This is a genomic window from Streptomyces sp. NPDC002623, from assembly GCF_053592635.1.
Genome location: NZ_JBSFWB010000010.1, coordinates 257,298 through 282,436, shown reverse-complemented (window position 1 = coordinate 282,436; position 25,139 = coordinate 257,298). Strand labels below are relative to the sequence as shown.

The 25,139-nt window shown below is 72.6% G+C and carries 16 protein-coding genes and 1 pseudogene; 9 read left to right on the top strand and 8 right to left on the bottom strand.

Annotation, left to right across the window (positions count from 1 at the left end):
- The first annotated feature begins 59 nt into the window (after positions 1–59).
- Complete coding sequence (locus tag ACWD4O_RS20775; protein WP_451281667.1) at positions 60–977, top strand: helix-turn-helix domain-containing protein; 918 nt, start codon at positions 60–62, stop codon at positions 975–977.
- 359 nt (positions 978–1,336) lie between these two features.
- Positions 1,337–3,334 carry a ricin-type beta-trefoil lectin domain protein gene (locus ACWD4O_RS20770; RefSeq protein ID WP_451281735.1) on the top strand — a complete coding sequence of 666 codons (1,998 nt, stop codon included), beginning with the start codon at positions 1,337–1,339 and terminating at the stop codon, positions 3,332–3,334.
- A 9-nt stretch (positions 3,335–3,343) separates the two neighbouring features.
- On the opposite strand, the gene ACWD4O_RS20765 is transcribed toward ACWD4O_RS20770, so the two are convergent.
- A complete protein-coding gene (locus tag ACWD4O_RS20765) occupies positions 3,344–4,639 on the bottom strand; it encodes an SLC13 family permease (RefSeq protein WP_451281665.1) in 1,296 nt (431 codons plus the stop codon).
- Between the two features lie 73 nt (positions 4,640–4,712).
- Entirely contained in the window at positions 4,713–7,121 is a 2,409-nt protein-coding gene (locus ACWD4O_RS20760; RefSeq protein ID WP_451281663.1) for a SpoIIE family protein phosphatase, read from the bottom strand.
- A 225-nt stretch (positions 7,122–7,346) separates the two neighbouring features.
- On the opposite strand from ACWD4O_RS20760, the gene ACWD4O_RS20755 reads away from it, so the two are divergent.
- Complete coding sequence (locus ACWD4O_RS20755; protein WP_451281661.1) at positions 7,347–10,433, top strand: glycoside hydrolase family 2 TIM barrel-domain containing protein; 3,087 nt, start codon at positions 7,347–7,349, stop codon at positions 10,431–10,433.
- A gap of 87 nt (positions 10,434–10,520) precedes the next feature.
- On the opposite strand, the gene ACWD4O_RS20750 is transcribed toward ACWD4O_RS20755, so the two are convergent.
- Positions 10,521–11,078 carry a cysteine hydrolase family protein gene (locus ACWD4O_RS20750; protein WP_451281659.1) on the bottom strand — a complete coding sequence of 186 codons (558 nt, stop codon included), beginning with the start codon at positions 11,076–11,078 and terminating at the stop codon, positions 10,521–10,523.
- Between the two features lie 214 nt (positions 11,079–11,292).
- On the opposite strand from ACWD4O_RS20750, the gene ACWD4O_RS20745 reads away from it, so the two are divergent.
- The 4 genes from ACWD4O_RS20745 (at position 11,293) to ACWD4O_RS20730 (ending at position 16,418) form a co-directional block, all read left to right on the top strand.
- Complete coding sequence (locus ACWD4O_RS20745; protein ID WP_451281658.1) at positions 11,293–13,533, top strand: glycoside hydrolase family 9 protein; 2,241 nt, start codon at positions 11,293–11,295, stop codon at positions 13,531–13,533.
- Between the two features lie 148 nt (positions 13,534–13,681).
- Complete coding sequence (locus ACWD4O_RS20740) at positions 13,682–13,927, top strand: hypothetical protein (RefSeq protein WP_351917470.1); 246 nt, start codon at positions 13,682–13,684, stop codon at positions 13,925–13,927.
- A gap of 3 nt (positions 13,928–13,930) precedes the next feature.
- A complete protein-coding gene (locus tag ACWD4O_RS20735; RefSeq protein WP_351917472.1) occupies positions 13,931–14,308 on the top strand; it encodes a toxin Doc in 378 nt (125 codons plus the stop codon).
- A 460-nt stretch (positions 14,309–14,768) separates the two neighbouring features.
- The gene (locus ACWD4O_RS20730) at positions 14,769–16,418 is read left to right on the top strand and encodes an RICIN domain-containing protein (RefSeq protein ID WP_451281656.1); all 1,650 of its coding nucleotides are present in this window, start codon (positions 14,769–14,771) and stop codon (positions 16,416–16,418) included.
- An 81-nt stretch (positions 16,419–16,499) separates the two neighbouring features.
- Here ACWD4O_RS20730 and ACWD4O_RS20725 read toward each other — a convergent pair whose 3' ends face one another.
- The 3 genes and pseudogenes from ACWD4O_RS20725 to ACWD4O_RS20715 form a co-directional block, all read right to left on the bottom strand.
- Positions 16,500–17,669, bottom strand: coding sequence for a lactate 2-monooxygenase (locus ACWD4O_RS20725; protein WP_451281654.1), 1,170 nt, complete (start codon positions 17,667–17,669; stop codon positions 16,500–16,502).
- Positions 17,618–18,000, bottom strand: a pseudogene (locus tag ACWD4O_RS20720) (hypothetical protein); the annotation flags it as partial. The pseudogene ACWD4O_RS20720 and the gene ACWD4O_RS20725, both read right to left, overlap by 52 nt.
- 66 nt (positions 18,001–18,066) lie before the next feature.
- A complete protein-coding gene (locus ACWD4O_RS20715) occupies positions 18,067–18,678 on the bottom strand; it encodes a hypothetical protein (protein WP_451281652.1) in 612 nt (203 codons plus the stop codon).
- A 304-nt stretch (positions 18,679–18,982) separates the two neighbouring features.
- Between ACWD4O_RS20715 and ACWD4O_RS20710 the strand changes: the two genes are divergently transcribed.
- Entirely contained in the window at positions 18,983–19,417 is a 435-nt protein-coding gene (locus tag ACWD4O_RS20710; RefSeq protein ID WP_351917482.1) for a protease inhibitor, read from the top strand.
- A gap of 233 nt (positions 19,418–19,650) precedes the next feature.
- On the opposite strand, the gene ACWD4O_RS20705 is transcribed toward ACWD4O_RS20710, so the two are convergent.
- Positions 19,651–21,153, bottom strand: a complete 1,503-nt coding sequence (locus ACWD4O_RS20705; protein WP_451281650.1) for an MFS transporter — start codon at positions 21,151–21,153, stop codon at positions 19,651–19,653.
- A 128-nt stretch (positions 21,154–21,281) separates the two neighbouring features.
- Between ACWD4O_RS20705 and ACWD4O_RS20700 the strand changes: the two genes are divergently transcribed.
- Entirely contained in the window at positions 21,282–22,133 is an 852-nt protein-coding gene (locus tag ACWD4O_RS20700) for an alpha/beta fold hydrolase (RefSeq protein WP_451281648.1), read from the top strand.
- A 146-nt stretch (positions 22,134–22,279) separates the two neighbouring features.
- On the opposite strand, the gene ACWD4O_RS20695 is transcribed toward ACWD4O_RS20700, so the two are convergent.
- On the bottom strand, positions 22,280–25,138 hold the full coding sequence (locus tag ACWD4O_RS20695) for an NHLP bacteriocin export ABC transporter permease/ATPase subunit (RefSeq protein WP_451281646.1): 2,859 nt from the start codon (positions 25,136–25,138) through the stop codon (positions 22,280–22,282).
- Position 25,139 lies beyond the last annotated feature (1 nt).

Here is a 25,139-nt window from a genome sequence, read left to right as displayed (position 1 = left end):
TCGTCGACTGCCCTCGACACCGCCACGCTAGGCCGACGCACCCCACCGCGAGGATGTCCATGCGTGCTGACGACCTGCCCGGGACTGCCGGGTCCGGGGCTCCCTCCCCGCCGCCCGGTCTGGTGGTGGTCGCCCACTTCGACGAGGGCCCCGGGTACGGCGTCGACCGGCCCCGGGGAGCGGACAGTTGGCTGTTCGTCTGGACGACGGACGGGCAGGGCCGGCTGCGGCAGGGCGGGAGCGAGGTGCGGGCCGGCGCCGGGGAGCTGGTCGTGCTCGCGCCCGGCGTCCCGCACTCCTACGGCATCGAACCCGGGGCCCGGAACTGGCGGTTCTGGTGGGCCCACTGCCAGGCCCGTCCGTCCTGGACCCCCTGGCTGCGGCCGTACGACACCGGCGACGGCCTGTACCGTGTCGGCCCCGTCCCCGCCGCGCTGCACGACCGGGTCGGGGCGGTCTGGCGGCGCATGAGCGCCGACGCCCGGTGGACCGGCGGGGAAGACCCGGCCGACGGGGAGGGGATCGTGGTGGCCCAGGGCGCCGCCGCGCGGGAACTCGCCCTGTGCGCGCTGGAAGAGGCCGTCCTGCTGGCCACCGCCTCGGCGCGGGCCACCGCGCCCCCGGCCGGCCTCGACGACCGGGTCCGCCGGGCGCAGGCGCGGATGGCGGCCGACCCCGGCGCCCCGCACACCGTCCGCTCGCTGGCGGAGGAACTCGCGCTGTCCCCCTCGCGGTTCGCCCATCTGTTCACGGAACAGGTCGGCCAGGCCCCGATGCGAGCCCTGCGCGAGACCCGACTGCGCCATGCCGCACGGCTGTTGGAGGCCACTGACCTGCCCGTGGAACGCGTCGCGCGGGCCTCGGGCTTCGCGAGCGCCTTCCACTTCAGCCGCGTCTTCCGCGCCCGCTACGGGACACCCCCGGGCGCCTACCGGGACGGAATGCGCTCGGCAATTACCGACCCGAAAGGGACATGAATAAGGGCGCCAAAAGGGACACCGGTACAGTGACCGCCCCACCGGGGCCCGGAGGCGGCGGCGGGACCTCGAACCAGGATTGACGTTTCGTCAAAATTCTTCGGCGCGCACACTATGCACGAAACCGCGAGATCTCTTGTTCCTCCTGGTCCGGCTGTGCAAAGGTGAGCGTGTCGGCGCACGGACAACGTTTCTCCACCGTGTGCACGAGACACCTCCCGTTCACACCCCCCTCGCTTCAAAAGAGCCGTCCCCCCACGGACGTCAGAGGTGCCGAACCCTGTGCGAGTCGATCCCGCTTCGTGGGCGGGGTCGCATACCCGATGGTATGGACTTTATGCCGCATGCCTCCGGAAGGAATGCAGACCGTGAATGACGCAGGCCTGTCGAATTCCCCTTCGGCGCGCCGCTTCGACGCGACGGATGAACAGCTGAGCTCGGAGCTGAAGAAATGGACGGGAGCGTCACCCGCGCTGCATCCCGTCGGTGAGCTGCTGGATCGCCACTGGGAGGCCGCCTTCGCCTATGCACGGCTGTGCACCCAGGGCGAGCGCGCGGCCGGCATGCTCACCACCGCCGCCTTCACCAGACTCTTCGGCGAGACCCTGCGGCAGAACGGGCCGACCGCCGCATGGCGTCCTCACCTGCTGGTCACCGTGCGCCGCGTCGCCGCCGAATGGGACGCCGACGGCCGTCGCGACCTGCTGCATCCCGCGCTGCGCTCCGAGGGCGAGGACGGCGACCGCGCGGCGGCCCTGCTGCTGCCGCCCGTGCACCGGCGCATGCTGTCCCGGGCGTTCCAGCGGCTGCCCGAGTCCGCCCGCTGCCTGCTCTGGCACATCGAGGTCGAGGCCGAGCCGCTGGTCGTCCCGGCGGGTCTGCTGGGCCTGGAGGAGGAAGGCGCCCGCGTCGAACTGCGCCGGGCCCGCGAGCGGCTGCGCGAGGAATGCCTCCAGGTGCACCGCGAACTCGCCACCGACGACGAGTGCCACCGCTACCACCGGCTGCTGGACGTCACCTGCCGCCGCGGCGGGGTCGACGTCGACCCCGACCTGCGCGGCCACCTGGAGCAGTGCCGGCACTGCGCCCACACCGCCGACCAGCTGCACCAGTTCGAGGGACTGCTCGGCGCGGCCCTGGCCGAGGGAATCCTGGGCTGGGCCGCCGCGGCCTACGTGGGCATCAGGGTGGCCGGCGAGGGCGACTCCGCCGACCCGGCCGCGGAGCAGTCCCACGGCTATTCGGGCGAGGCCTTCGACGGCACCCAGGCGATCGCCGCCCGCGCCGCCGGGGCCGTCGCCGGCTCGGTCTCCCGCGGCGGACTGCGGGCAGGCGCGCTCGCCCGTATCGGATCGCACTCCGGCGCGGTCGCCCGCACCGGTGCCGCGCCCGGCGCGGACGCTCCGCCCGGATCGCGCCGCTTCGCCCAGAAGGCGGCCCGCCGCGCCCGCCGCCGCAACCTCGCCGCCGCCGTCCTGACGGTGAGCGGTCTGGTCGTCCTGCCGCTCGCGGTGTGGGCGGCCCTCGGCTCCGGGGACGGAGCCGCCCCGACCGCCAACAGCGACACGGCGACCCCGGCCCCGGGAACGGACACGGCCACCACCGACCCGGTGCTGAGCGGCGCCGGCGAGGACGCCCAGGGCACCCTGCGCGGCCGGCTGCACAACGTCGCCTCCGGACTGTGCATCGGCATCGCCGGCGACAAGGCCGTCAGCGGCACCGAGGCCACCCTCGCCGCCTGTTCCTCCGTGGCAGGCCAGCAGTGGTCGTACGAACCGGACGGTCTGCTGCGCAGCGCCGCCAACGCCGACCTGTGCCTCGACTCCAGCCTCGGCTACTCGGTCCGGCTGGCCCCGTGCGCGGGCGCCGACCAGCCCGATCCCAAGAACGTCCGCTACGACTTCACGCTCCAGGGCACGCTCGTCCCGCGCTCCGGTCAGAACCTGGCGCTGGCGCCCGCCGCCACCGACGGGTCGGGCGCCCTGGTCCTGAAGAACCGGGCCGACAGCGCCGCCCAGCGCTGGGTGATCGACACCTCGCAGCCCGACCCGCAGATGCAGTTCGTCAACTGGGGAATCGACACCGACGCCTCCGCCACGCCGGCGCCGACCCCCACGCCCAAGGCGGCCAAGCCCCCGACGCCCACGCCGACGCCGTCCGCCACCTCGACGACCAAGGCGCCGTCGAGCTCGTCGTCCGGTTCGAACAGCACGTCCTGCTCGTACTACTCCTGGTACTACTGCTCGTGGGACGGCCAGTCGGGCTCCTCCGGCGGCTCCGGGTACGGCTACGGCGGCTCCGGCTGGGGCAACGGCTTCGGGGGATACGGCTCCGGCTCCGACGGCGGCCGGCACTGACCCGAGCGGTCAGGCGCCGACCAGCTGGAGCGAGGCCCACAGCGCCACGACGGCCGGGACCAGCGCGGCGGGCACGCTGAGCAGGCCGAGGCGGGTGAACTCCCCGACCTCGACCCGCTCCGCGCGCTCCTGCACCACCCGCCGCCACAGCAGCGTCGCCAGCGATCCGGCGTACGTCAGGTTCGGGCCGATGTTCACCCCGAGCAGCACCGCGAGCACCGCCCCGGCCCCGGCCGGGGCGGCGAGCGGCACCAGGACCAGCACCGCGGGCAGGTTGTTGATCAGGTTCGCCAGGACGGCGGCCAGCGCGGCGACGCCCAGCAGCGTCAGCAGGCCCGAGCCGTCGGGCAGGACGTGCCGCAGCGCGTCGGCGAGCCCGTTGTCGACCACCGCGCGCACCACGATCCCGAGCGCCAGCACGAACGCCAGGAAGCCCGGGGCGGCGGCCCGCACGACGGCGACCGCAGTCACCCGTCGCCGCACCAGCGCCCGCCCGGCCATGACCAGGGCGCCCGCGAACGCGGCCCACGCCGGTTCGATCCCGACGGCCGAGGCCACCACGAACCCGGCGAGCGTGCAGCCGACGGTGACCAGCGCGAACAGCGGCAGCTCGGGCGCCGGGCCGTCGTCCACGACCGGGTCGACGGCGGGCAGATCGTCGGCGAAGAAGCGTCGGAAGACCAGGTACTCGGCGCCGACCGCGACCACCCACGGCAGCGCCATCAGAGCGGCGAACCGGGTGAAGCTCAGCCCGCTCGCGGTGAACGCCAGCAGGTTGGTGAGGTTGGACACGGGCAGCAGCAGCGAGGCCGTGTTCGACAGGTGCGCGCACGCATAGACATGCGGCTTGGACCGCACGCCCATCCGGGCCGCGGTGGCGAACACCACCGGCGTCAGCAGCACCACCGTCGCGTCCAGACTGAGCACGGCCGTGATCACCGAGGCCAGCACGAACACCGCGACCAGCAGGCGCCGCGGGCGGCCCGCGGCCCGCCGGGCCATCCACGCCCCGCACGCCGTGAACAGTCCCTCGACGTCGCACAGGTGCGCCAGCACCAGCACCGCCGCGAGGAAGCCGACGACGGGCCCGAGCCGCTCGGCCTCGGCCAGCGCATGCCCGGGCGACACCGCCCCGAGAACGATTGCCACGGCCGCGGCGGGGACGGCGACCAGTGCCTCCGACCGCCCGGCGGGACGCAGCACCGCCCACCCGAGAGCGGCGACGAGCAGGACGACGGACAGCGAAGCGGCGAGCGAGGTGTTCAGGGCGGTACTCCGGGACGGGATCTGGTGGTGCCCGCCCATCGATGAGGTCCGGGTGCCCCTCCATCAAAACACGGGAGGGCAAGAGCCCCGGACACGGTGCCGGGCGCCCGCCTCACTCCTCCTCGAACAGCGACAGCTCCGCCCAGATCGTCTTGCCGTCGGGGGTGTGCCGGCTGCCCCAGCGCTGGGTGAGCTGGGCCACCAGGAGCAGCCCGCGGCCGCCCTCGTCCCAGGTCTTCGCCCGGCGCAGATGCGGGGCGGTGTGGCTGTCGTCGGACACCTCGCAGATCAGCGTCGTCGTGTCGTGGATCAGCCGCAGCCGGATGGGGCGGGAGCCGTACCGGATGGCGTTGGTGACCAGCTCGCTCACCACCAGCTCGGTGGTGAACGACGCCTCGCTCAGCTGCCAGTTCGACAGCTGCTCGACGACCTGCTTGCGGATCGGCGCGACCAGCGCGGGGTCGGCGGGGACCTCCCAGGTCGCGACCTGGGAGGCGGGCAGGCCCCGGGTGCGCGCGAGCAGCAGGGCGACGTCGTCGGCGGCGCCGCCGGACGGGAGCAGGGTGCGCAGGATCCGGTCGCAGGTCTCGTCCAGGGAGTCCGACTGCGTCGCGAGCGCCTCGGACAGCAGCCGCTGAGCGGCGTCCACGTCCCGCTCCCGGGACTCGATCAGTCCGTCGGTGTAGAAGGCGAGGACGCTGCCCTCGGCGAGCTGCAGCTCGGTCGACTCGAACGGCAGTCCGCCCAGGCCCAGCGGGGGACCGGCGGGCAGCTCGACCTGCCGGGGCGTGCCGCCCGCCCGGAGCAGCACCGGCGGGGGATGCCCGGCCCGCGCCAGCACGCAGCGCCGCGACACGGGGTCGTACACCGCGTACAGACAGGTCGCGCCCATCTCGCCGGGGCTGCCCTCGGCGCCGGCCTCCTCGGACAGCCTGACGACCAGGTCGTCCAGGTGGGTCAGCAGCTCGTCGGGGGCGAGGTCGATGTCGGCGAGGGTGCGCACGGCCGTGCGCAGCCGGCCCATGGTGGCGGAGGCCTGGACGCCGTGTCCGACGACGTCCCCGACGACCATGGCGACGCGCATCCCGGACAGCGGGATCACGTCGAACCAGTCGCCGCCGACCCCGGCGCGGGCGGCCGGCAGATAGCGGGAGGCGGCGTCGACGGCGGCCGTGCGGGGCAGGGTGCGCGGGAGCAGGCTGCGCTGCAGGGCGAGGGCCGTCTCACGCTCACGGGAGTACCGGCGGGCGTTGTCGATGCACACGGCGGCCCGGGCCGTGACCTCCTCGGCCAGCAGCACGTCGTCCGGGGTGAACGGGTCGGGCCGCCGGAACCGGGTGAGGACGGCGACGCCGAGGGTCACGCCGCGCGCCTGGATGGGCACGGACATCGTCGAGTGGACGCCGAGTTCCCGCACCCGGGCGGCGCGCGCGGTGTCCCAGGTCAGCCAGGCGTCCAGCTCGCCGCCGGCCACCGTGCGGACGATGCTGTGCCCCGCGACCAGCGAGTCGGCCTGCGGCGACCCCGCCGGGTAGTCCTGCGCCTGGCCCGGCTCGGCCACGGCCTCCGGGGTGCCGGGGCTGACCGAGTGGTGCGCGGTGCGCCGCAGCCGCAGCGGCGGTGCGAACCGGGCCGGGGGCTCCACGCCGTCCTGCGGGTCGAGCAGGTCGATGCTGACGAAGTCGGCGAGCGCGGGGACGCAGACCTGCGCCAGCTCCTGAGCCGTCCGGGTCACGTCGAGGGTGGTGCCGATGCTCAGGCTCGCCTCGTTGACCAGCCGCAGCCGTTCGCGGGCCAGGTAGTGCTCGGTGAAGTCATGGCCGGTCAGACAGACGCCCTGGACCCGGCCGGCGGCGTCGGTGAGCGGGGCGAGCCGGGTGAGATGGGCGGAGGCGTTCTGGAGGCCGCTCGGGCGGAGGTAGTTCTCGATGTCCCGCGGCCGGCCCGTCGCGAGCACATCGCTCAGCTGCTCCTCGAGCTCCGTGTTCTCGCGGCGGACGCCGATGTCGGTGATCCGGAGACCGTCGACCGGGTGGGCGGGCAGGTCGATCAGCGCGGCCATCCGGTCGTTGATCCAGCGCAGCCGCAGCTCCCGGTCGCAGACCAGCATCGGGCAGGGGGACTGTCGCATCGCCGCCGAGGTCAGCGCGTCGTCCGGCGGGTCGAGGTCGGCGGTCGCCGGTGGGACGACGGCCTGCCAGCCGTGCGTCGGCCGGCGCAGGGCGAGCAGCCAGACGGACACGGTGTGGCCGTCGCGGTGCCGCAGGGTCAGGGAGCCGCTCCACCGGGGGCCGGCCGGCGCGGCGAAGGTGCTCGCGGGGGCCTCGGTGCCGGCGGCGGTGTCGGCCGCGGTGTCGGCGGCGGTGTCGGCCAGGAAGTCGGCGGCGGGGCGGCCCACCGCTTCGGCCGCCTCGTACCCCAGCAGCCGACGGGCGCCGGCGCCCCACCGGACCACGTTCCCCCGGTCGTCGATGACGGCCCGCGCGGTCGAGGCATCGTCGAACGGATCCACCGGGCTCATCGTCGCCACTCCATCGCCCTTACGCACAGTGAACAAGTGCATAACTCGGGCTCCAGCCTAGTGCGTGGAGCTTGTGCGCGACCGGGTGCCCCGCCTGACGGTCGGGGCGGCCGGGACAGAAGGCGCTTTCCGTGCCCTTGACGGACAGGAGTGGCCCGTCGTCAGATTCTGTTTGTTATCGATCAGTTGTGAGTACTTCTGGTTCCTGATGAGGGAGAGCCGACCATGACGGTCACTCGCAGATCGGTCCTACTCGCCTCCGCGGCCGCACCGGCCGCCGGAGCGCTCCTCGGCACCCCGGCGGCGCAGGCCGCCGAGGCCGTGGCGAGCGCCTTCGGCCGTCGCACGGTCCCGCTGCGCGACGGCTGGCGGTTCGCGCTGGTCAACCCGGGCGGGATCACCGACCCGACCGGGCAGTACGCGGACGCCGCCGCCCCCGGCTACGACGACTCGACCTGGCGTGCGGTGGCGGTCCCGCACGACTGGAGCATCGAGCAGACGCCCACCACGCAGCACGGCACGACCAGCGGCACCGGCTTCTTCCCCGGCGGCCTGGGCTGGTACCGCCTCGCCTTCACCCTGCCGCCCGCCGACGCCGGCCGGCGGATCTCGATCGAGTTCGACGGCGTCTACATGGACTCCTACGTCCACTGCAACGGCGTCGAGGTCGGCCGCCACCCGTACGGGTACACCGGCTTCGCCTTCGACCTCACCGACCTGCTGCACACCGACGGCGTCACCAAGAACGTGATCGCGGTCAAGGTGCAGAACCGGCTCCCGAGCAGCCGCTGGTACTCCGGCAGCGGCATCTACCGCGAGGCCCGCCTCGTCGTCACCGAGCCGGTGCACGTGGCCCGCTGGGGCACCCATGTCACGACCCCCGAGATCACCGACGACCGGGCCGTCGTCCGGGTCGCGACCACCGTCGCCGACGCGTCCGGCGCCGGCGCGGCCGTCGAGGTCGTCTCGCGGATCCTCGCCCCGAACGGCCGCACGGTCGCACGCACCTCCTCCACGGTCGCCGTGACCGACCGGGCCACGGAGATCCACGAACTCACCGTGACCGACCCCCTGCGGTGGGACTTCGCGACCCCGCACCGCTACACCCTGGAGACCGAACTGCGCGTGGCCGGCCGGCGCACGCACACCTACCGCACGCCCTTCGGCATCCGCACCTTCCGCTTCGACCCGGACGAGGGCTTCCACCTCAACGGGACCCACGCCAAGATCAAGGGAGTCGACCTCCACCACGACCTCGGCGCGCTCGGCGCCGCGATCAGCGTCGACGCCGTCCGCCGACAGATGACGATCATGAAGTCGATGGGCGTCAACGCCTTCCGGACCTCCCACAACCCGCCGTCGCCGGAGATGATCCGGGTCTGCGAGGAACTGGGCATCGTGATGCTGGTGGAGGCCTTCGACTGCTGGAAGACCGGCAAGACGCGGTACGACTACGGACGGTTCTTCGACGAGTGGTGCGAGCGGGACGCCACCGAGATGGTGCTCGCCGCCCGCAACTCGCCCGCCGTCCTGCTGTGGTCCATCGGCAACGAGATCACCGACTCCACCTCCACCGCCGGTCTCGCCATGGCCGACCGCATCATCGCCGCGATCAGGGCGGTGGACGACACCCGCCCGATCGTCATCGGCTCGGACAAGTACCGCACCCCGCCCGCCAAGGGCTCCGCCGCCGACCTGATGCTCGCCAAGCTGGACGGCCTCGGCCTGAACTACAACACCGCCAGGTCCGTGGACGTGCTGCACGCGACCTACCCGCACCTCTTCCTCTTCGAGTCCGAGTCCTCCTCGGAGACCTCGACCCGCGGCACGTACCAGGAGCCCGAGCACCTCAACACCGGTGAGAACCACACCCCCGGCAGACGGGCGACCTCGTCCTACGACAACAATCTCGCCTCCTGGACGATGAGCGGCGAGTACGGGCACAAGAAGGACCGCGACCGGAAGTGGTTCGCCGGGCAGTTCCTGTGGTCCGGCATCGACTACATCGGCGAGCCCACGCCGTACAACGTCTTCCCCGTGAAGGCGTCCTTCTTCGGCGCGGTCGACACGGCCGGCTTCCCGAAGGACATGTACCACCTCTTCCGCAGCCAGTGGGTCGACGAGCCCATGGTCCATCTGCTGCCGACGACCTGGAATCACGCGGTGGGCGACACGGTCGAGGTGTGGGCGTACTCCAACGTCGACACCGTCGAGCTGTATCTGAACGGAAAGTCCCTGGGGGTGCGGAAGTTCGACACGAAGAAGACCGTCGACGGCCGGCTCTATCTGGAGACCACCGAGGCCACCGGCGACGACAAGACCGTCACCGCCGGCCCCTACCCCGGCAGCTACACCAGCCCCAACGGCAGCGCGGGCAAGCTGCACCTGACCTGGCGGGTGCCGTACGCGCCGGGTGAGCTGAAGGCGGTGGCGCGCAGGAACGGCCGCCCGGTCGCCGTCGACCGGCTGCGCACGGCCGGCGCCCCGCACGCCGTACGTCTCACCGCGGACCGCAGGTCCCTGCCGGCGGACGGGCGTTCACTGGTCTTCGTCACCGCCGACGTGGTCGACGCGCGCGGGACCGTGGTGCCCGACGCCGAGCACCTCATCTCCTTCGAGGTGACCGGCGGCTCCCTCGCCGGCCTCGACAACGGCCGGGAGGAGAGCGCCGAGCGGTACCAGGCCAGCACCCGCACCGCGTTCTGCGGAAAGGCCCTCGCCATCGTGCGCTCCGGGACCCGGGCCTGCGCCCTGAAGGTGACCGCGCGCGTGGACGGCCTGCGCACGGGCACGGTCGCCGTACGCACCACACCCGCCCGCTCGACGGCCGCCACCCCGCCTGCCGCCTTCGCCCCCGACCTTCCGGCGCCGGTGAACTTCCCTGCCGCGGACGCCGGTTACTCCGGCCGCCCGGACACCCTGCCCGCAGCCATGCTGGACGGCGACCCGGCCACCGGCTGGTCCAACGCCTTCACCAAGGCGGCCACGGCCCTGCTGCCCGCCTTCGGCGGAGCCCGGCCCGAGGACTGGGTGTCGGTGGACTACGGGCGCGCCCGGGACTTCCACCGGGTGGAAGTGTCCTTCACCGTCGACGCCACGCACAGCCTGCCCGCGACGGTCGAGGCGGAGGTCTTCGACGGCGAGCGGTATGTGCCGGTCACCGGAGCGGCCGTCGACTGGGCCACCGCCTCGGACGCGCCGACGGCACTCACCTTCGCCCCCGTACGCGGCTCGAAGCTGCGGCTGACGCTGACCAGCAGCGCACCCGGCACCCTTCAAGGAGCCGTCCGCATCAGCAGGTTGGAGGCGTAGCCGACCCGAACGGGGAGGGGCAGGCGGTGTTCGGGCCGAAGGGAACCGGCTGGACACCGCCCTGCCCCTCAGCCCGCGCCGGCCGCCTCAGCCCGCCTCGAACGTCACCTTCGCCGTGTCCACCGTGCCCGCGCTGCGGCCGGGCGCGCTCTGCCACGACCAGTACAGGTTGGTGTGGGCTATCACCTGCTCCGGGGCCGGAGCGCCGTACGCGCTGAGGTCCTCCGTGGTGTGCGCGTCGCCCACCAGCGTGACGTCGTACCCCCGCACGAAGGCACCGTGCAGGGTCGCGCGGATGCAGGCGTCCGTCTGCGCCCCCGTGACGACGACCCGGCCCACCCCGCGCTTCGCGAGCACCGACTCCAGCTCGGTGTCCTCGAAGGAGTCGAAGTAGGTCTTGTGGACGAGCGGTTCGGAGTCGAGGCGGACCAGATCCTCCACGTACTCCCAGTTCTCACTGCCGCGTTCGAGGTCGTCGCCGGAGTGCTGCACCCAGATCACCGGCACGTCCTGCGCGCGCGCCGCGTCGATCAGGGTGTCGATGTTGGCGATCACCTCATCGCGTCGAGGCGTGCCCGCCACCACGCCCTTCTGGACGTCGATGACGAGCAGGGCGGTGTTCGGCCGGCCGGGCAGGGTGGTCATGGCGGTTCCCCGTTCCTCTTCGTGTGCGCGACGAGTGCTCCTGCCGCCCACACTAGGACGCACCACTGACAACGGCCTCGAGGCCGTCTCGTCCGCATCTCGTCCACATCTCGGCCTCATCCCGTCCGACCCGTTGACGGGGTGTCATGACTGCAACAAACATGTCCTGCGACCCCTTCCTGGGAGCGCTCCCACTGGATCGAGGAGCCCGGACGTGAAACGACGCAGAACCGCCCTGCTGTCCCTCGCGGCGCTGCTGGGCGCGGCGCTCACCGCGCTGCCCGTGCAGCAGGCCGGCGCCGACGAGGTCGAGCAGGTCAGGAACGGCGGCTTCGACTCGACCGCCGACCCGTGGTGGACGAGCAACGTCACGCCCGCTCTCGCCGACGGCCGGCTGTGCGCGGACGTGCCCGGCGGCACGGTCGACCGCTGGGACTCAGCCGTCGGCCAGGACGCGATCACCCTGGTGAAGGGGTCGACGTACCGCTTCGCCTTCAGCGCCTCCGGAGTGCCCGAGGGGCACGTGGTGCGGGCGATCGTGGGCCTCGGGGTCTCTCCGTACGACACCTGGTACGAGGCGACCCCGGTGCTGGACGCGGCGGGGGACTCGTACTCCTACACCTTCACCTCGCCGGTCGACAGCGCACAGGGGCAGGTCGCCTTCCAGGTCGGCGGAAGTGCGGATCCCTGGCGGTTCTGCCTGGACGACGTCTCCCTGCTGGGCGGGGTGCCGCCGGAGGTCTACGAGCCTGACACCGGACCGCGGGTGCGGGTCAACCAGGTCGGCTATCTGCCCGCCGGACCGAAGAACGCCACGCTCGTCACGGACGCCGCCGTAAGGCTGCCCTGGCAGCTGAAGAACGCCGCGGGGGCGACGGTCGCGCACGGCTGGAGCGTGCCGCGCGGCCTCGACGTCTCCTCCGGGCAGAAGGTCCACTCCATCGACTTCGGCGCCTACCGCAAGCGCGGCGCCGGCTTCACGCTGGTCGCCGACGGCGAGACCAGCCACCCCTTCGACATCGGCACGGCCGGCTATGAGCGACTGCGGCTGGACGCGGTGAAGTACTACTACACACAGCGCAGCGGCATCGAGATCCGGGACGATCTGCGCCCCGGCTACGGCAGGCCGGCCGGCCATGTGGGCGTGGCCCCCAACCAGGGCGACTCGGCCGTCCCCTGCCAACCCGGGGTGTGCGACTACACCCTGGACGTCACCGGCGGCTGGTACGACGCCGGCGACCACGGCAAGTACGTCGTCAACGGCGGCATCGCCGCATGGGAGCTGCTGAGCACCTACGAACGCTCCCTCGTCGCCCGCACCGGCCGCCCGGCGGCGCTCGGCGACGGCACGCTCGCCCTCCCCGAGAGCGGCAACCGGGTGCCGGACGTTCTCGACGAGGCCCGCTGGGAGCTGGACTTCCTGCTGAAGATGCAGGTGCCGGACGGGCAGCCCCTGGCCGGCATGGCCCACCACAAGATCCACGACGAGCAGTGGACCGGCCTGCCGCTGCTGCCGAGCGCCGACCCGCAGAAGCGCGAACTGCACCCGCCGACCACTGCCGCGACCCTCAACCTGGCCGCGACGGCAGCCCAGGCGGCCCGCCTCTACCGGCCCTACGACAAGGCGTTCGCGGCGAAGGCGCTGACAGCGGCGCGCAAGGCATGGACGGCGGCCCTCGCCCACCCGGACGTCCACGCGGACCCGGCCGACGGCATCGGCGGCGGCGCCTACAACGACGACGACGCGACCGACGAGTTCTACTGGGCGGCCGCCGAGCTGTATCTCACCACCGCGGAGCAGCAGTTCGCCGACCATGTGCTGAACTCCCCGGTGCACACCGCCGACGTCTTCGTCCCCAACGGCTTCGACTGGTCCCGTACGGCCGCCGCCGGCCGGCTCGACCTCGCGACCGTCCCGAACAGGCTGCCCGGCCGGGACAAGGTGCGCCGATCGGTGGTGCGGGGCGCCGACGCCTACCTCGCCACGCTGGCCGCACAGCCGTACGGCATGCCCTACGCGCCCACCGACAACCGCTACGACTGGGGCTCCAGCCACCAGGTCCTCAACAACGCCGTGGTCATCGCCACCGCCTACGACCTCACCGGCGCCTCGAAGTACCGGGACGCGGCGGTCCAGAGCATGGACTACGTCCTCGGCCGCAACGCGCTGAACATCTCGTACGTGACCGGCTACGGCGACGTCGACTCCCACCACCAGCACAGCCGCTGGTACGCGCACCAGCTCGACCCGAACCTGCCGAACCCGCCGGCCGGGACCCTCGCGGGCGGAGCGAACTCGAGCATCCAGGACCCCTATGCGCAGAGCAAGCTGGGGGGTTGCGTGGGCCAGTTCTGCTACATCGACGACATCCAGTCCTGGTCGACGAACGAGACCGCGATCAACTGGAACGCGGCGCTGACCCGGATGGCCTCCTTCGTGGCGGACCAGGGGTAGCGGACCGGGCAGCGGATCAGGGACAGCGCTTCAGCGATAGCCGCTCCGATCAGGAGTGGGCAAGGTCGAACACCTTCCGGTACCGCGCGGTCATCATGTTGACCTGGGGATATTTACGAGTAAGTACCCGCGCGGTACCGTGAAGGGCATGCCAGCCCTCAATGTGGAGTTCAGCGATCGCGAGCTGGAGGACCTGCGGCAGATCGCCAAGGAACGCGGTACGTCGATGAAGGCACTCGTGCGAGAGGCGGCCGCGGCCGACATCGCGCGGCACCGGGCGCTCCAGGAGGGCGCGGAGGCCTTCCGCAGGTTCTTCGCGTCCCATGCCGACGAATTCGCCGCCGCCTTCCCCGACGACGAACGTTCCGCCCAGGGCGAGGGGCGGGTCGCCTGACCGATGACATCCGTCATCCACATCGACGTGCCCTGGCTGCTCCAACGGCATGAAGAGGTACTGCCCGAGCAGCCCACCATCAACGACTTCTCGGCGCTGGTCGCCGCCGTCGCCCGGCACCGGGTCGACCCGCCGAAGCTCGGCGTGGACTCGGATCCGGCCTGGCGGGCCGCCGCGCTGCTGCACACGCTCACCCTGCTCAAACCCCTGCCCTCGGCCAACGCCCGGTTCGCCTGCGCGACGGCGGTGGCGTACATGTTCACCAGCGGAGTCGGCATCGATCCGCCGTACGGCGCGCTCGTCGACCTCGCCCGGGACCTGATCGACGGCAAGACCGACGTCTACGGGGCGGCGGACCGGTTGAGGTCCTGGCAGATATAGGCCTGCGCGGTGGTGCGGCAGAGCGGTTCGGGCCGCCGGCCCCGGGCGGGAGGAGCAGGGCCGGCGGCCGTTTCGCGCAGGAGAGCCGCCGTCCTGCGCGGGGCCTCCGAGGAAGTGGCCGGTTCCAGCCAACTACCTGGGCCGGTGCGCCGGGAGCGTGCGAGGCACACCGCTGCGTGCGCGTGTTTCACACGGGGCGCAGGGGCGGATCTCGGCCGGGACGCCTCGGCAGGTTCTCGGGGCCGCCGAAAGGCGCGATGAGCGGTGGAAGTTGGTTCCGCTTATCGACTTTCCATCAACAAAGCGCAGCTTCAGCCGCCGCCTTGTTGTGCACGACTTAGTTGTGTAAAGGTGAAGGACCCGTGCGGGGGGTCGAGGCCGGGCCCCCTGCGTTCGTCGGCGGAGGCGAACTCACGCTCCCTGCCGCACCGAACAGGTACGTATCAAAGGAACTCGCTCAGTGCCCACCGCTCAACCTCCTCTTCCGCCGTATCCGCCGCCGGGCGCGGGCCCCGGAGAGTCCGACGAGTCCCTCGCCGCCGGGATACGCGGTGGCGCGGACAGCGAGGTCGCCCAGTCCACCGCCCTGCTGATCGCCCGGCACTGGCGGCCGGTGCACGAGTACGCGGCCATCTGCCTCGCCTCCTCCGGGAACGTCGCCTCCATGCTCACCGCGGGCGCCTTCCACCAGGTCCTCGACCGGCTCAAACTGGGCGAGCCCGGTACCGCGCTGCGCCCCCGGCTGCTGGTGACCGTGCGGGACATGGCCGGGCTGTGGTCCGCCGACGAGGGGCTGTCCGGTGTGCTGCCGGTGCTGCGCAAGCCGGCCGGCGCCCGGGGGATGCGGGCCGCGAAGTCCATGACGCCGGAGAACCGGGTGCTGGCGGAGCGCTCGTTCCAGGGCCTGCCCGCGGTCGCCCGCTGCGTCCTGTGGCACGTGGAGGTCGAGGGCGAGCAGATCACCGTCGCCGCCGGACTGCTCGGCATGGACACCGACACCGTGTCCGCCGCCCTCGAACAGGCCCGGGACAAGCTCCGCGAGGGCGTCGTCCGCGCACACGCGGAACTCGCGCCGAGCAAGGACTGCCGCTTCTACAACCGGCTTCTCGACGTGCCCATCCGGCGCGGCGGCGATCTTCTGCCGGATGTGCGCAAGCACATGGACGAGTGCCGCTACTGCCGTTCCGCCGCCGAACAGCTCGGCCACTTCGAGAGCGGCCTCGGCCTGCTGCTCGCCGAGGCGGTGCTCGGCTGGGGCGCCCGCCGCTACCACGACACCCGCCCCGGCCGCACCAAGCAGCAGACCGTACGGCTCAAGGGATCCGCGCGGCACCGCGGCGGGGGCGGCACGCGCGGAAAGCGCGGCGGCAACCTCCTCTCGCGCATTCCGTCGCCCCGCCGCCGGACGTCCGGGGAGGAGCGTTCGCCGCGTTCGCCGCGCACCCTGTTCACCGGCGTCGGCCTGGCCTCGGCCGGCCTGCTGACGACCTTGCTCGCGGCCGGCATGTGGTCGGACGACGGCGGCGCCGACCCGGCCGCCTCCACCAGCGGCAGCGTCCCCGGAGTCGACTCGCCGTCCGTCACCGCCGGGTCGACGGCCCCCGACACCGCCCAACTGCCCACCGCACCGCAGCAGACGCGGCTGCGCAACGCCGCCGCCGACCTGTGCCTCGACATCAACGGCGAGGCGCAGGCGGGCGCCGCCGTCGAACTGGCCGCCTGCGGTTCCGACGAGACGCAGTTGTGGTCGTACAGCGACGACGGACAGCTGCGCAGCGCGTCCCACCCCGACCTGTGCGTGGACTCGCACGTCGACGCCGGCGTGGTCATGCTCGGCGCGTGCGCGGACGAGACCGACGCCCGCGGCGACGACGTCCGCTACGACCTCACCGTCCAGGGCGAGCTGCTGCCCCGCTGGGACGACGCGCTCGCCCTGGCGACCGCCGGCGAGGTCGCGGGCTCCGACGTCGTCGTCAAGGTCCGCGACCACTCCACGGGCCAGCGCTGGCTGACCGACACCCCCACCGCCACGCCCGGCTCCCTCGCGGTCACCGGCACGGACGCACCGCCGTCGGCCCAGCCGATCGACCTGGCGGACGGAACGGCCTGACGGACGGAGACGGGGTTCGGCGACGGGACGGCGTGTGCGTCGCGTCCGGACCCGTCCCGTCCGTACGGCGTCGGCCGGAGCTCACCGTGTCTCGTCGGCCAGGTCCGCCGGGCCGACGGTCGACGGACGGGCGTGGCCGGACAGGGCCAGGGTGAGGTCGAACTCGGCGAGCAGACACCGGATCACGTGCTCGACGCCGGGCTGCCCGTCCAGGCCGAGTCCATAGACGTAGGGCCGGCCCAGCAGCACCGCCCGCGCGCCCAGGGCCAGTGCCTTGAAGACGTCGTCGCCGGTGCGGATCCCGCTGTCGAACAGGACGGTCAGCCGGTCGCCCACCGCCGCCGCGATCCGGGGCAGCGCGTCGGCGGCCGCCACCGAACCGGCCACCTGCCGGCCGCCGTGGTTGGAGACCACCACGCCGTCCATCCCGGCGTCGGCGGCCAGTCGGGCGTCGTCGGGGTGCAGAACGCCCTTGAGGACGATGGGCCCGTCCCAGTTCTCCCGCAGGAACGCCAGGTCCGGCCAGGTCTTGCCGGGGTCCGCGAACAGGCCGACGAAGTGCAGGACGGCCGCGTTCGGATCCTCGTGCACCGGCTTGGCCAGGCCCGCGAGGAAAGCGGGGTCGGTGAAGTAGTTGGCGGTGCCCACACCGTGCAGGAACGGCAGATAGGCCTGGTCCAGATCGCGCGGTCGCCAGGCCAGCATCGGGGTGTCCAGGGTGACCACGAGCACCGTGAACCCGCTCGCCTTCGCCCGGCCGAGAAGACTCCGGGTCACCTCACGGTCCTTCGACCAGTACAGCTGGAACCAGCGCTCGGCGTCCCCCATCGCCTCGGCGACCTGCTCGACGGGTGTGCTGGACGCCGAGGACAGGATGTACGGCACCCCCTGGGCGGCCGCGGCCCGGGCCGCCGCGGACTCCGCCTCCGGGTGCATGATCGACAGCACGCCCACCGGCGCGAGGGCCAGCGGGGCGGGCAGGGTGCGGCCCAGCACCTCGACCGACAGGTCCCGCTCGTGCACGTCCCGCAGCATCCGCGGCACGATCCGGCGGCGCTCCAGGGCCGCCCGGTTCGCCCGCGCCGTGCTGCCGTCCCCCGCGCTGCCCGCCACATAACCGACCGGACCCGGCCCGAGGCGCTGTTCGGTGAGCGCCTCCAGCCGGGTGAGGTCCGTGGGCAGTCGGGGCACCGCGCCCGTCATCCCGTTGAGATAGATCTCGTACTGGAAGTCTCCCCAGTGCTTGGCCATCCCGTCCGTCCCGCCTCTCGTCGTCCCATGGTCGAGCCTGCGTCGCAGGGCGACCATACCGGCGGGTAGGCGCGGGGGAGTTCAGCGGTGCGACGGCTCCGCCGCACGTTCGTCGGCCGACACATCCGGACCGGCCGAGGACCCTGCGGCGCGTACACCGCCCGGGGCTCGGGGAAGATCCGCAGCAGCGTCAGACAGAGCACGGCGGCGACGGCGAGGGACAGCGGCAGGCCGACACCCACCACGCGGTCATGCCCCGCCGGTTCCAGCCGTGCGCGAACCAGTAACGGCCCCCGCGCTGACGGCGGTTGAAGACCTGCAGCGCCTCCGGGGATGCCGTCCTGATCGGGGTCTGCCGAAGGTACGGCGCTGGGACAGACCCCGGCCAGAGGGCGAATCATCCTTCCTCGGCGTCACGAGTGGACGAATCAGCCACCTCCTCCGAGCCTGCGTCCCCGGCCGTGTCCGTGCCTGTACCTGTGTCCGCTTCCGCGTCCGGTCCCTGGGCGCGTACCCGCTGGACGTGTTCGAGGGAGTCCCGCAGCTCGGTGAGCCAGTCGTCGGTGTGGCGCTGGACCAGCCGGACGCACCAGGCGAGCGCGTCGCTGCGGCTGCGGGCCACGCCCGCGGCGATCAGGGTGTCGAGGACCTGGCGCTCGGGCTGCCGCAGCCGGGTCATCACGGGCGCGGCCACATGCGTGAACAGTGCGCGCTCTCCGTCGCACACCACGCCCCAGGACACCTTCCGCCGGAACCGGTGCTCCGCGTCGCCGGCCACGGCCATCCGGGCCTCGCGGGTGCGCTCCCGGAACTCCTGGATCCGGGCGGCGACGGCGGCCTCGCGTTCGGCGGCCGGGGCGTCCTCGGCCAGCCGGGGCGCGGGGATGCGGCCGACGACGGTGATCTCCTCGCGATCGACCGTCACCTCGGTCAGCTCGTCGAAGAGATCGTCGGGCAGCCGGCCCGCGAACCAGCCCCTCAGCTTCTCGTTCTGCTCTGCGGTAATCATGTAATCAACATTACTCCGCCCCTGGGCATCCGTGACGGCCGCGGAGCGGAATGTTTCAGGCCGATTAACGGAGCTATGAAAACCGGTCATCGAGTCGACCGAAGGGATCATGAAGCGCTTGCTTCCGGCGTTGGAACGTTCGAATTCCGTCACTTCACGCCACTGATTCAATACGCAAGGTTACCGAAACCGGTGGGGTCGAGGTGAGATTCGGCGGCGGACTCGGCAGACTCGCGCTCGTCGCGTCCGGCACCCATCGGAGCCGGAGCGGCACACCCCCGAATCGAGCGGAAGGATGCACACAATGCGGAACACCGCGCGCTGGGCAGCGACCCTGGGCCTCACGGCCGCCACCGTCTGCGGACCCCTCACCGGGTCCGCGCTCGCCGCCCCGGCCGCAGCGCCGACCTCCCTCTACGCCCCGTCGGCCCTCGTGCTGACCGTGGGCCACGGAGAGAGCGCCGCCACCGTCGACGCGGCCCGGGCCGTGACCCTGAACTGCGCGCCGAGGCCCTCCGGCACCCACCCCGCCGCCGCCCTCGCCTGCGCCGAACTGCGCGCCGCCGGCGGCGACCTCGACGCCCTTGCGGGTCCGGGCGGCGGCATCTGCACCAAGCAGTACGACCCGGTGGTCGTCACCGTCGACGGCGTGTGGCAGGGCAAGCGCGTCTCCTTCGAGCGCGCCTTCGCCAACGAGTGCGTGAGGAACGCTGCCGCGAGCAGCCTCTTCGCGTTCTGAGAGCCGGGGTCGCCCGGTCCCCGTGGGGACGGCCGAGGCAGGCTCGTGACGTGGGGAGTGCGAGCCTGACCCGGGACCACGGCGATCCCGCACCAGGAGGCCGGCGGGTGGTGTGGGGCCGCCCGCCGGCCTCCGGCACGACAAAGGCTGCGCCGCGGGCGCAGCACAGAGGGGCCGCCGTCCATCCCGGACGGCGGCCCCTCTCCCTGATGCGGCTCTCCTCGAAGGGTCCGTCACATATGGACCACCGGCGCCGCGTCGGCGTCCACCTGCGGCACCCCGCGGCGGAAGAGCGCGAACGCGATGGCCGCGCCCGCGGCGAAGAAGCCGGCCGACCACCAGAACGCGGTGGTGTAGCTCTCGATGGTGGCCTGCGCCTGGACCAGCTTGTTCGTCGGGTCCTTCCCGGCCAGGTAGTCGGTCGCGGCGCTCGCGGCGAGGGTGTTCAGCAGGGCCGTGCCGATCGAACCGCCCACCTGCTGCATGGCGTTGACCGTGGCGGAGGCCACGCCCGCGTCCTCGGCGGCGACCCCGCCGGTGGCCAGCTGCATGGCGGGCGGCATGACCAGGCCGAGGCCGACTCCGATGACGATCAGCTGCGGCAGCACCGCGCTCATGTAGTCGGAGCCGACGCCGATCCCGGTCAGCCAGCCCATGCCGACCGCGGCGATCGCGAAGCCCAGCGGGATGACCGCCTTCGGGCCGAGCTTCGGCACCAGGACCGTGGTGCCGATCTGCGCCGCCACCATGAGCGCCGCGACCATCGGCAGGAACGCCACACCCGTCTTCGTCGGGCTGAAGCCGAGGTTGAGCTGCAGGTAGTAGGTGAGGAAGAGGAACACGCCGAACATGCCCGCGCCGGAGATCAGCACGGCGAAGAACGAGGCCGCGCGGTTGCGGTCGAACAGGATGCGCAGCGGCAGCAGCGGGTGCGCGGCGCGCGTCTGCCACCAGGCGAAGGCCGCCAGCAGCAGCCCGCCCGCGATCAGGAAGCCCCAGGTCTGCGGGGAGCTCCAGTCGTGCGTCTCCGCGTTGGAGAAGCCGTACACGACGGCGAACAGACCCGAGGCGACCAGAATGGTGCCGGGCACGTCCAGCTTGGAGTTCGCTGCGTCGCGGTGGTTGGAGAGCAGCAGCCAGCCGCCCGCGAAGGCGACCACGGCGATGGCCACGTTGACGTAGAGCGTCCAGCGCCAGTCGAGCGCGTCGGTCAGGATGCCGCCGAGCAGCAGGCCGACGGCGCCGCCCGCGCCGGCGATGGCGCCGTAGACGCTGAACGCCTTGGCGCGCTCCTTGGCGTCGGTGAACGTGGTGTTGAGCAGTGAGAGCGCGGCCGGCGCGAGGAGCGCGCCGAAGGCGCCCTGCAGTGCGCGGGCGGTCACCAGCATCTCGAAGTTGGTCGCGGCGCCGCCGAGCGCGGAGACGGCGGCGAAGCCGACGACGCCGACGAGGAAGGCCGTCTTACGGCCGAAGAGGTCGGCTATCCGGCCGCCGAGCAGCAGCAGGGAGGCGAACGCCAGGGCGTACGCGGTGACGATCCACTGCCGGCTGCCGTCGGAGAAGCCGAGGTCGGCCTGGGCGGAGGGCAGGGCGATGTTCACGATGGTGGCGTCCAGCACCACCATCAGCTGGGCCAGGGCGACGACCGCGAGGATCCACCACTTCTTGGCGGATGCCGCGGACGGATCCTGTTCGGCACCCGTGAGGGTGCCGTCCGTAAGGGTCTTCGGAGACATGGGAACCACTCCAGGGACGTGAAGGCAAAGAACCCGTAAACGAAACGGTTTCGTACAGATAGAGGCTAAACCAGTTTCAGCGAAACGGCAAAGTTTCGTTAGCGGGGCGCGGCGAGGGGAGCTCAGACATGCGCAGCGGTGTGTTCGACATCGACGGCACCGGCCTGTACCACGAGGTGCGCGGCAGCGGCCCGGCGCTGCTGATGATCAGCGGGGCCGGGGGAGACGCCGGCTACTACACGGCCGTGGCCGAGGACCTCGCCGACGCCTTCACGGTGATCACCTACGACCGCCGGGGCAACTCCCGCAGCGGCGGCGCGGGCGACGGGCCGATGCGGCTCGCCCAGCAGGCCGCCGACGCCCGGGCGCTGATCGACGGCCTGGCCGGCGGCCGGGCCCTGGTCTTCGGCAACAGCGCGGGCGCGATCATCGGACTCACCCTGGCCGCCGCGCACCCGGAGGCGCTGGCGGGCCTGATCGCCCATGAACCGCCCGCCGTGAACGTCCTGCCGGACGACGACCCGGAGCGCGGCTTCTTCCCCGAACTGGCCGCGCTGTACGCCGCCGGCGGCGGGCCCGCGGCCGGGCGCCGGTTCGCCGAGACGACCCGCGGCGAGGGCGCCTACCGCTGGCCCGCCGACCTCTGGCAGCGCTTCCTGGCCAACCAGGACCACCTCTTCGGGACGGAATGGGCGGGCTTCGGCGGCTTCCGCCCCGACGAGGAGGCCCTCCGGGCGGCCCCGTTCCCGATCCTGCTGGCCGCCGGCGCCGAGGACCGCGGCACCTACTACGCCCGCCCCTCGATCGAGATCGCCCGCCGGATCGGGGCGCCCTGGGCGGAGTTCCCCGGCATCCACATGGAGTTCCTGCGCGACCCGGCCCGTTTCGCGGCGGCCCTGCGGGTCACCGCGACCCAGCAGCTGACCTGCGCGGGCGGCCGGGTGCCCGGGCTGTGGGCGGGCACCTTGCAGGAACCGTGAGCCGCGGCCACAGACCGTTGCGAAGGACTGATCCACATGGCCTGAGCGGGTCGGCAGCGCCCCGTCAGGGGCGCGGGGAACTGCGCGACCAGCCACGACGGCGCCGCAGCCGAACGACGGCACATCGCGGCACGTCCAGCGGAGCGCTAACTCAGCTGCCGCCGTACCAGCTCGTGCAGTCGGCCGCCGGTGTCCGCAAGGAGCTCGGCGGGCGGGCCCTGCTGGGCGACCTTGCCGTTCTCCATCACCACGACCCGGTCGGCGTCCAGCACCGTCGACAGCCGGTGCGCGATCACGACCCTGGTGGCGTTGAGCTTGCGGGTGCTCTCGATGACCGTGCGCTGCGTCTCGTTGTCGAGGGCGCTGGTCGCCTCGTCGAAGAACAGGATGCGCGGCCGGCGGATCAGCGCCTGCGCGATCATCAGGCGCTGCTGCTGGCCGCCCGAGACCGACCCGCTGCCCGAGACGATCGTGTGCAGCCCCATCGGCATGCGCTTGATGTCCTCCGCGAGGCCCGCCAGCTCGGCGGCCGCCATCGCCTCCTCCGGCGTGTAGGCCTCGGTGCCGCAGATGACGTCCAGCAGCGAGCCGGTGAACGGCTGGGCGTGCTGCAGCACCACCCCGCACTGGCGGCGCACCGCCGACTGGTCGAGGGCCGCGAGGTCCTGGCCGTCGTACAGCACACTGCCGGACACCGGCTTGTCGAAGCCGATGAGGAGCCGCAGCAGCGTCGACTTGCCGCAGCCGCTCGGGCCGACGATCGCCACGAACTCGCCCGGCCGCACCTCGAAGGAGACGTCGTCGAGGACCAGGGGACCGTCGTCGGAGTAGCGGAAGGAGAGACGGCGGGCTTCGAGCGCGCCGGTCAGCGGGCCGGGGCGGGTGTTGCCCGTACGGACCTCGGGCGTCGCCTCCAGCACCGGCCGGATCTCCTCGAACAGCGGCAGCGCGGCCACCGCCGAGACGAAGGCGCCGGTCAGCGAGGTCACCGAGGTGAGCAGCATCGTCATCGACGTGTTGAAGGTGAGGAAGTCCGCCGCCGACAGCGCACCCCGCGCCGGACCCGCCAGCAGCATGAACATCACCAGCGAGCACAGCGGCAGATACACCGCGCCCAGCACCGTGTTGAGATTCTTGATCCGGCCCAGGCCCTGCTGCAGCTCGCGGCTGCGCGCGAACTGCGCCGCCCAGGCCGCGTACGCATAGTTCTCGGCCGCCGCCACCCGCAGCTTCGGCAGCCCCCGAAGCGTCTGGAACGCCTGGTTGTTGAGCTTGTTGGACAGCACCACCAACCGCCGCTGCCAGCGCACCTGCCACAGCCCGAGGCCCAGGAACACGGCGGCGATGACGACCAGCATGCCGATCGCCGCCATCGCCATCGGCACGCTGTACCAGAGCAGCAGCCCCAGGTTCATGGCGCCGATCGTGACGGACTGCGCGACCGCCGGACCGAGTCCCGCCATCAGCCGCCGGATCGCGCTGATGCCCATCGCGGCGCTCGCCAGCTCACCCGTCGACCGCTCGGCGAAGAACTTGGTGGGCAGGCGCAACAGCCGGTCCCAGACGGCCGGTTGGAGCGTCGCCTCGATCCGGCCCTCCAGCCGCAGGATGGTCAGGTTCTGCAGCAGCATGAACGCCGCCGCGACCACACTGCTCACCATCACCGCCAGACACACCTGCACGATCAGCCCCTGCTGGGCCTTCGGCACGTACTCGCCGAGCACCTTGCCGGTCGCGATCGGCACCAGCGCCCCGATCGCCACCGTCACCAGCCCGCTGAGCAGCAGGTTCGTCAGATCGCCGCCGGTGCCCCGCATGCTGAACCGCAGCAGCCCGAGCGGGCTCGGCCGCCGCTCCGGCAGCGGCCGGTAGAACATGACGGCCCGCGGCTCGAACTCCGCCGCGTTGGCCTTCTCGACCGGCGTCTCCCGCCCGGTCGCCGGATGCACCGCGACATAGCCGCCGCGCCGCCACAGCAGCGCGACCGGCGCTCCGGACAACGCCCGGTGCCCGACCAGCGGGCCCACGTTGTCCCGCCACCAGCGGCCGTCGAGCCGTACTGCCCGGGCGCGCACCCGGGAGGCGAGCGCGACCCGCTCGACCGGGTCCAGCCGGTCGCTGTCGGCGCCCATCTGCGAGGGCTCGGCGAGGGTGATCCCGGCGGCCCGGGCGACGAGCTTGCAGGCGGCGAAGGTGGCGTCGGCGTCGGCGGCCGTCGTGCGCTGCCCCGGCTTCTTGCCGATCGACGCCAGCAGCGTCCGGTCGGCCTGGGCGCGGACCGCCTCGCCCGCCTTGATGCCGGCGGCCGTGCGCGTCTCGTGGGTGCGCTCCAGCTGCTCGATCCAGCGGTCCAGCGTGGTCAGCAGCCGGTACTGCTGATCGACCATGCTCTGCCACACCGCGGGGTCCATCAGCAGGTCGGCGGCCGCCTCGGCGCCGTACAGCGAGCCGTACTGCACGCTGCCCGGCGGCACCTGCATCCAGAACACATCGTCGTCCTCCCCCACGCTCGAATAAACTCGCGCGGGGGCACCCCCATCCTCCATGGCCCGCTCGGTGGCCATCGGCGCCTGGAAGAGGATGGACAGACCGCGCCCGACGCCGAGGGCGAGCGCGTACTCCAGCGGGCTCGAAGTCGGCGGCACGTACTGGGGGTTGCCGTACTCGTCGTAGGACCAGGTCTGGGTGTTCGCGGGCTGGTACAGCTCGCGCAGACCGATGCGGTGCACCACGCAGTCCCGCAACGGGCGGGCCACCAGCGTGTGCTGCGGGCCGGTGACCGGACCGAGCAGCAGCGCGCCCGCCTCCAGACGGCCCAAGTGGTGCCAGTGGCCCTGCTGTTCGGCGTCCACCGCGAACAGGTCCAACGCGCCCGACGCGACCAGCCACAGCACCTGCGGACCCTCCAGATCGAGGCGGCCGAAGCCGGCGCAGTCGATCCGCGAACCCATCTGCCCCAGCGCGGCGAGCACGACGTCGCCGCCGCCCTCGGGTACGGCCGTCATC

What these genes read in the sequence shown, in the direction of transcription:
- ACWD4O_RS20775 (WP_451281667.1), top strand. Translation starts at nt 60, where the DNA reads ATGCGTGCTGACGACCTGCCCGGGACTGCCGGGTCCGGGGCTCCCTCC.
- ACWD4O_RS20770 (WP_451281735.1), top strand. Translation starts at nt 1,337, where the DNA reads ATGCAGACCGTGAATGACGCAGGCCTGTCGAATTCCCCTTCGGCGCGC.
- ACWD4O_RS20765 (WP_451281665.1), bottom strand. Translation starts at nt 4,639, where the DNA reads ATGGGCGGGCACCACCAGATCCCGTCCCGGAGTACCGCCCTGAACACC.
- ACWD4O_RS20760 (WP_451281663.1), bottom strand. Translation starts at nt 7,121, where the DNA reads ATGAGCCCGGTGGATCCGTTCGACGATGCCTCGACCGCGCGGGCCGTC.
- ACWD4O_RS20755 (WP_451281661.1), top strand. Translation starts at nt 7,347, where the DNA reads ATGACGGTCACTCGCAGATCGGTCCTACTCGCCTCCGCGGCCGCACCG.
- ACWD4O_RS20750 (WP_451281659.1), bottom strand. Translation starts at nt 11,078, where the DNA reads ATGACCACCCTGCCCGGCCGGCCGAACACCGCCCTGCTCGTCATCGAC.
- ACWD4O_RS20740 (WP_351917470.1), top strand. Translation starts at nt 13,682, where the DNA reads ATGCCAGCCCTCAATGTGGAGTTCAGCGATCGCGAGCTGGAGGACCTG.
- ACWD4O_RS20735 (WP_351917472.1), top strand. Translation starts at nt 13,931, where the DNA reads ATGACATCCGTCATCCACATCGACGTGCCCTGGCTGCTCCAACGGCAT.
- ACWD4O_RS20725 (WP_451281654.1), bottom strand. Translation starts at nt 17,669, where the DNA reads ATGGCCAAGCACTGGGGAGACTTCCAGTACGAGATCTATCTCAACGGG.
- ACWD4O_RS20715 (WP_451281652.1), bottom strand. Translation starts at nt 18,678, where the DNA reads ATGATTACCGCAGAGCAGAACGAGAAGCTGAGGGGCTGGTTCGCGGGC.
- ACWD4O_RS20710 (WP_351917482.1), top strand. Translation starts at nt 18,983, where the DNA reads ATGCGGAACACCGCGCGCTGGGCAGCGACCCTGGGCCTCACGGCCGCC.
- ACWD4O_RS20705 (WP_451281650.1), bottom strand. Translation starts at nt 21,153, where the DNA reads ATGTCTCCGAAGACCCTTACGGACGGCACCCTCACGGGTGCCGAACAG.
- ACWD4O_RS20700 (WP_451281648.1), top strand. Translation starts at nt 21,282, where the DNA reads ATGCGCAGCGGTGTGTTCGACATCGACGGCACCGGCCTGTACCACGAG.
- ACWD4O_RS20695 (WP_451281646.1), bottom strand. Translation starts at nt 25,138, where the DNA reads ATGACGGCCGTACCCGAGGGCGGCGGCGACGTCGTGCTCGCCGCGCTG.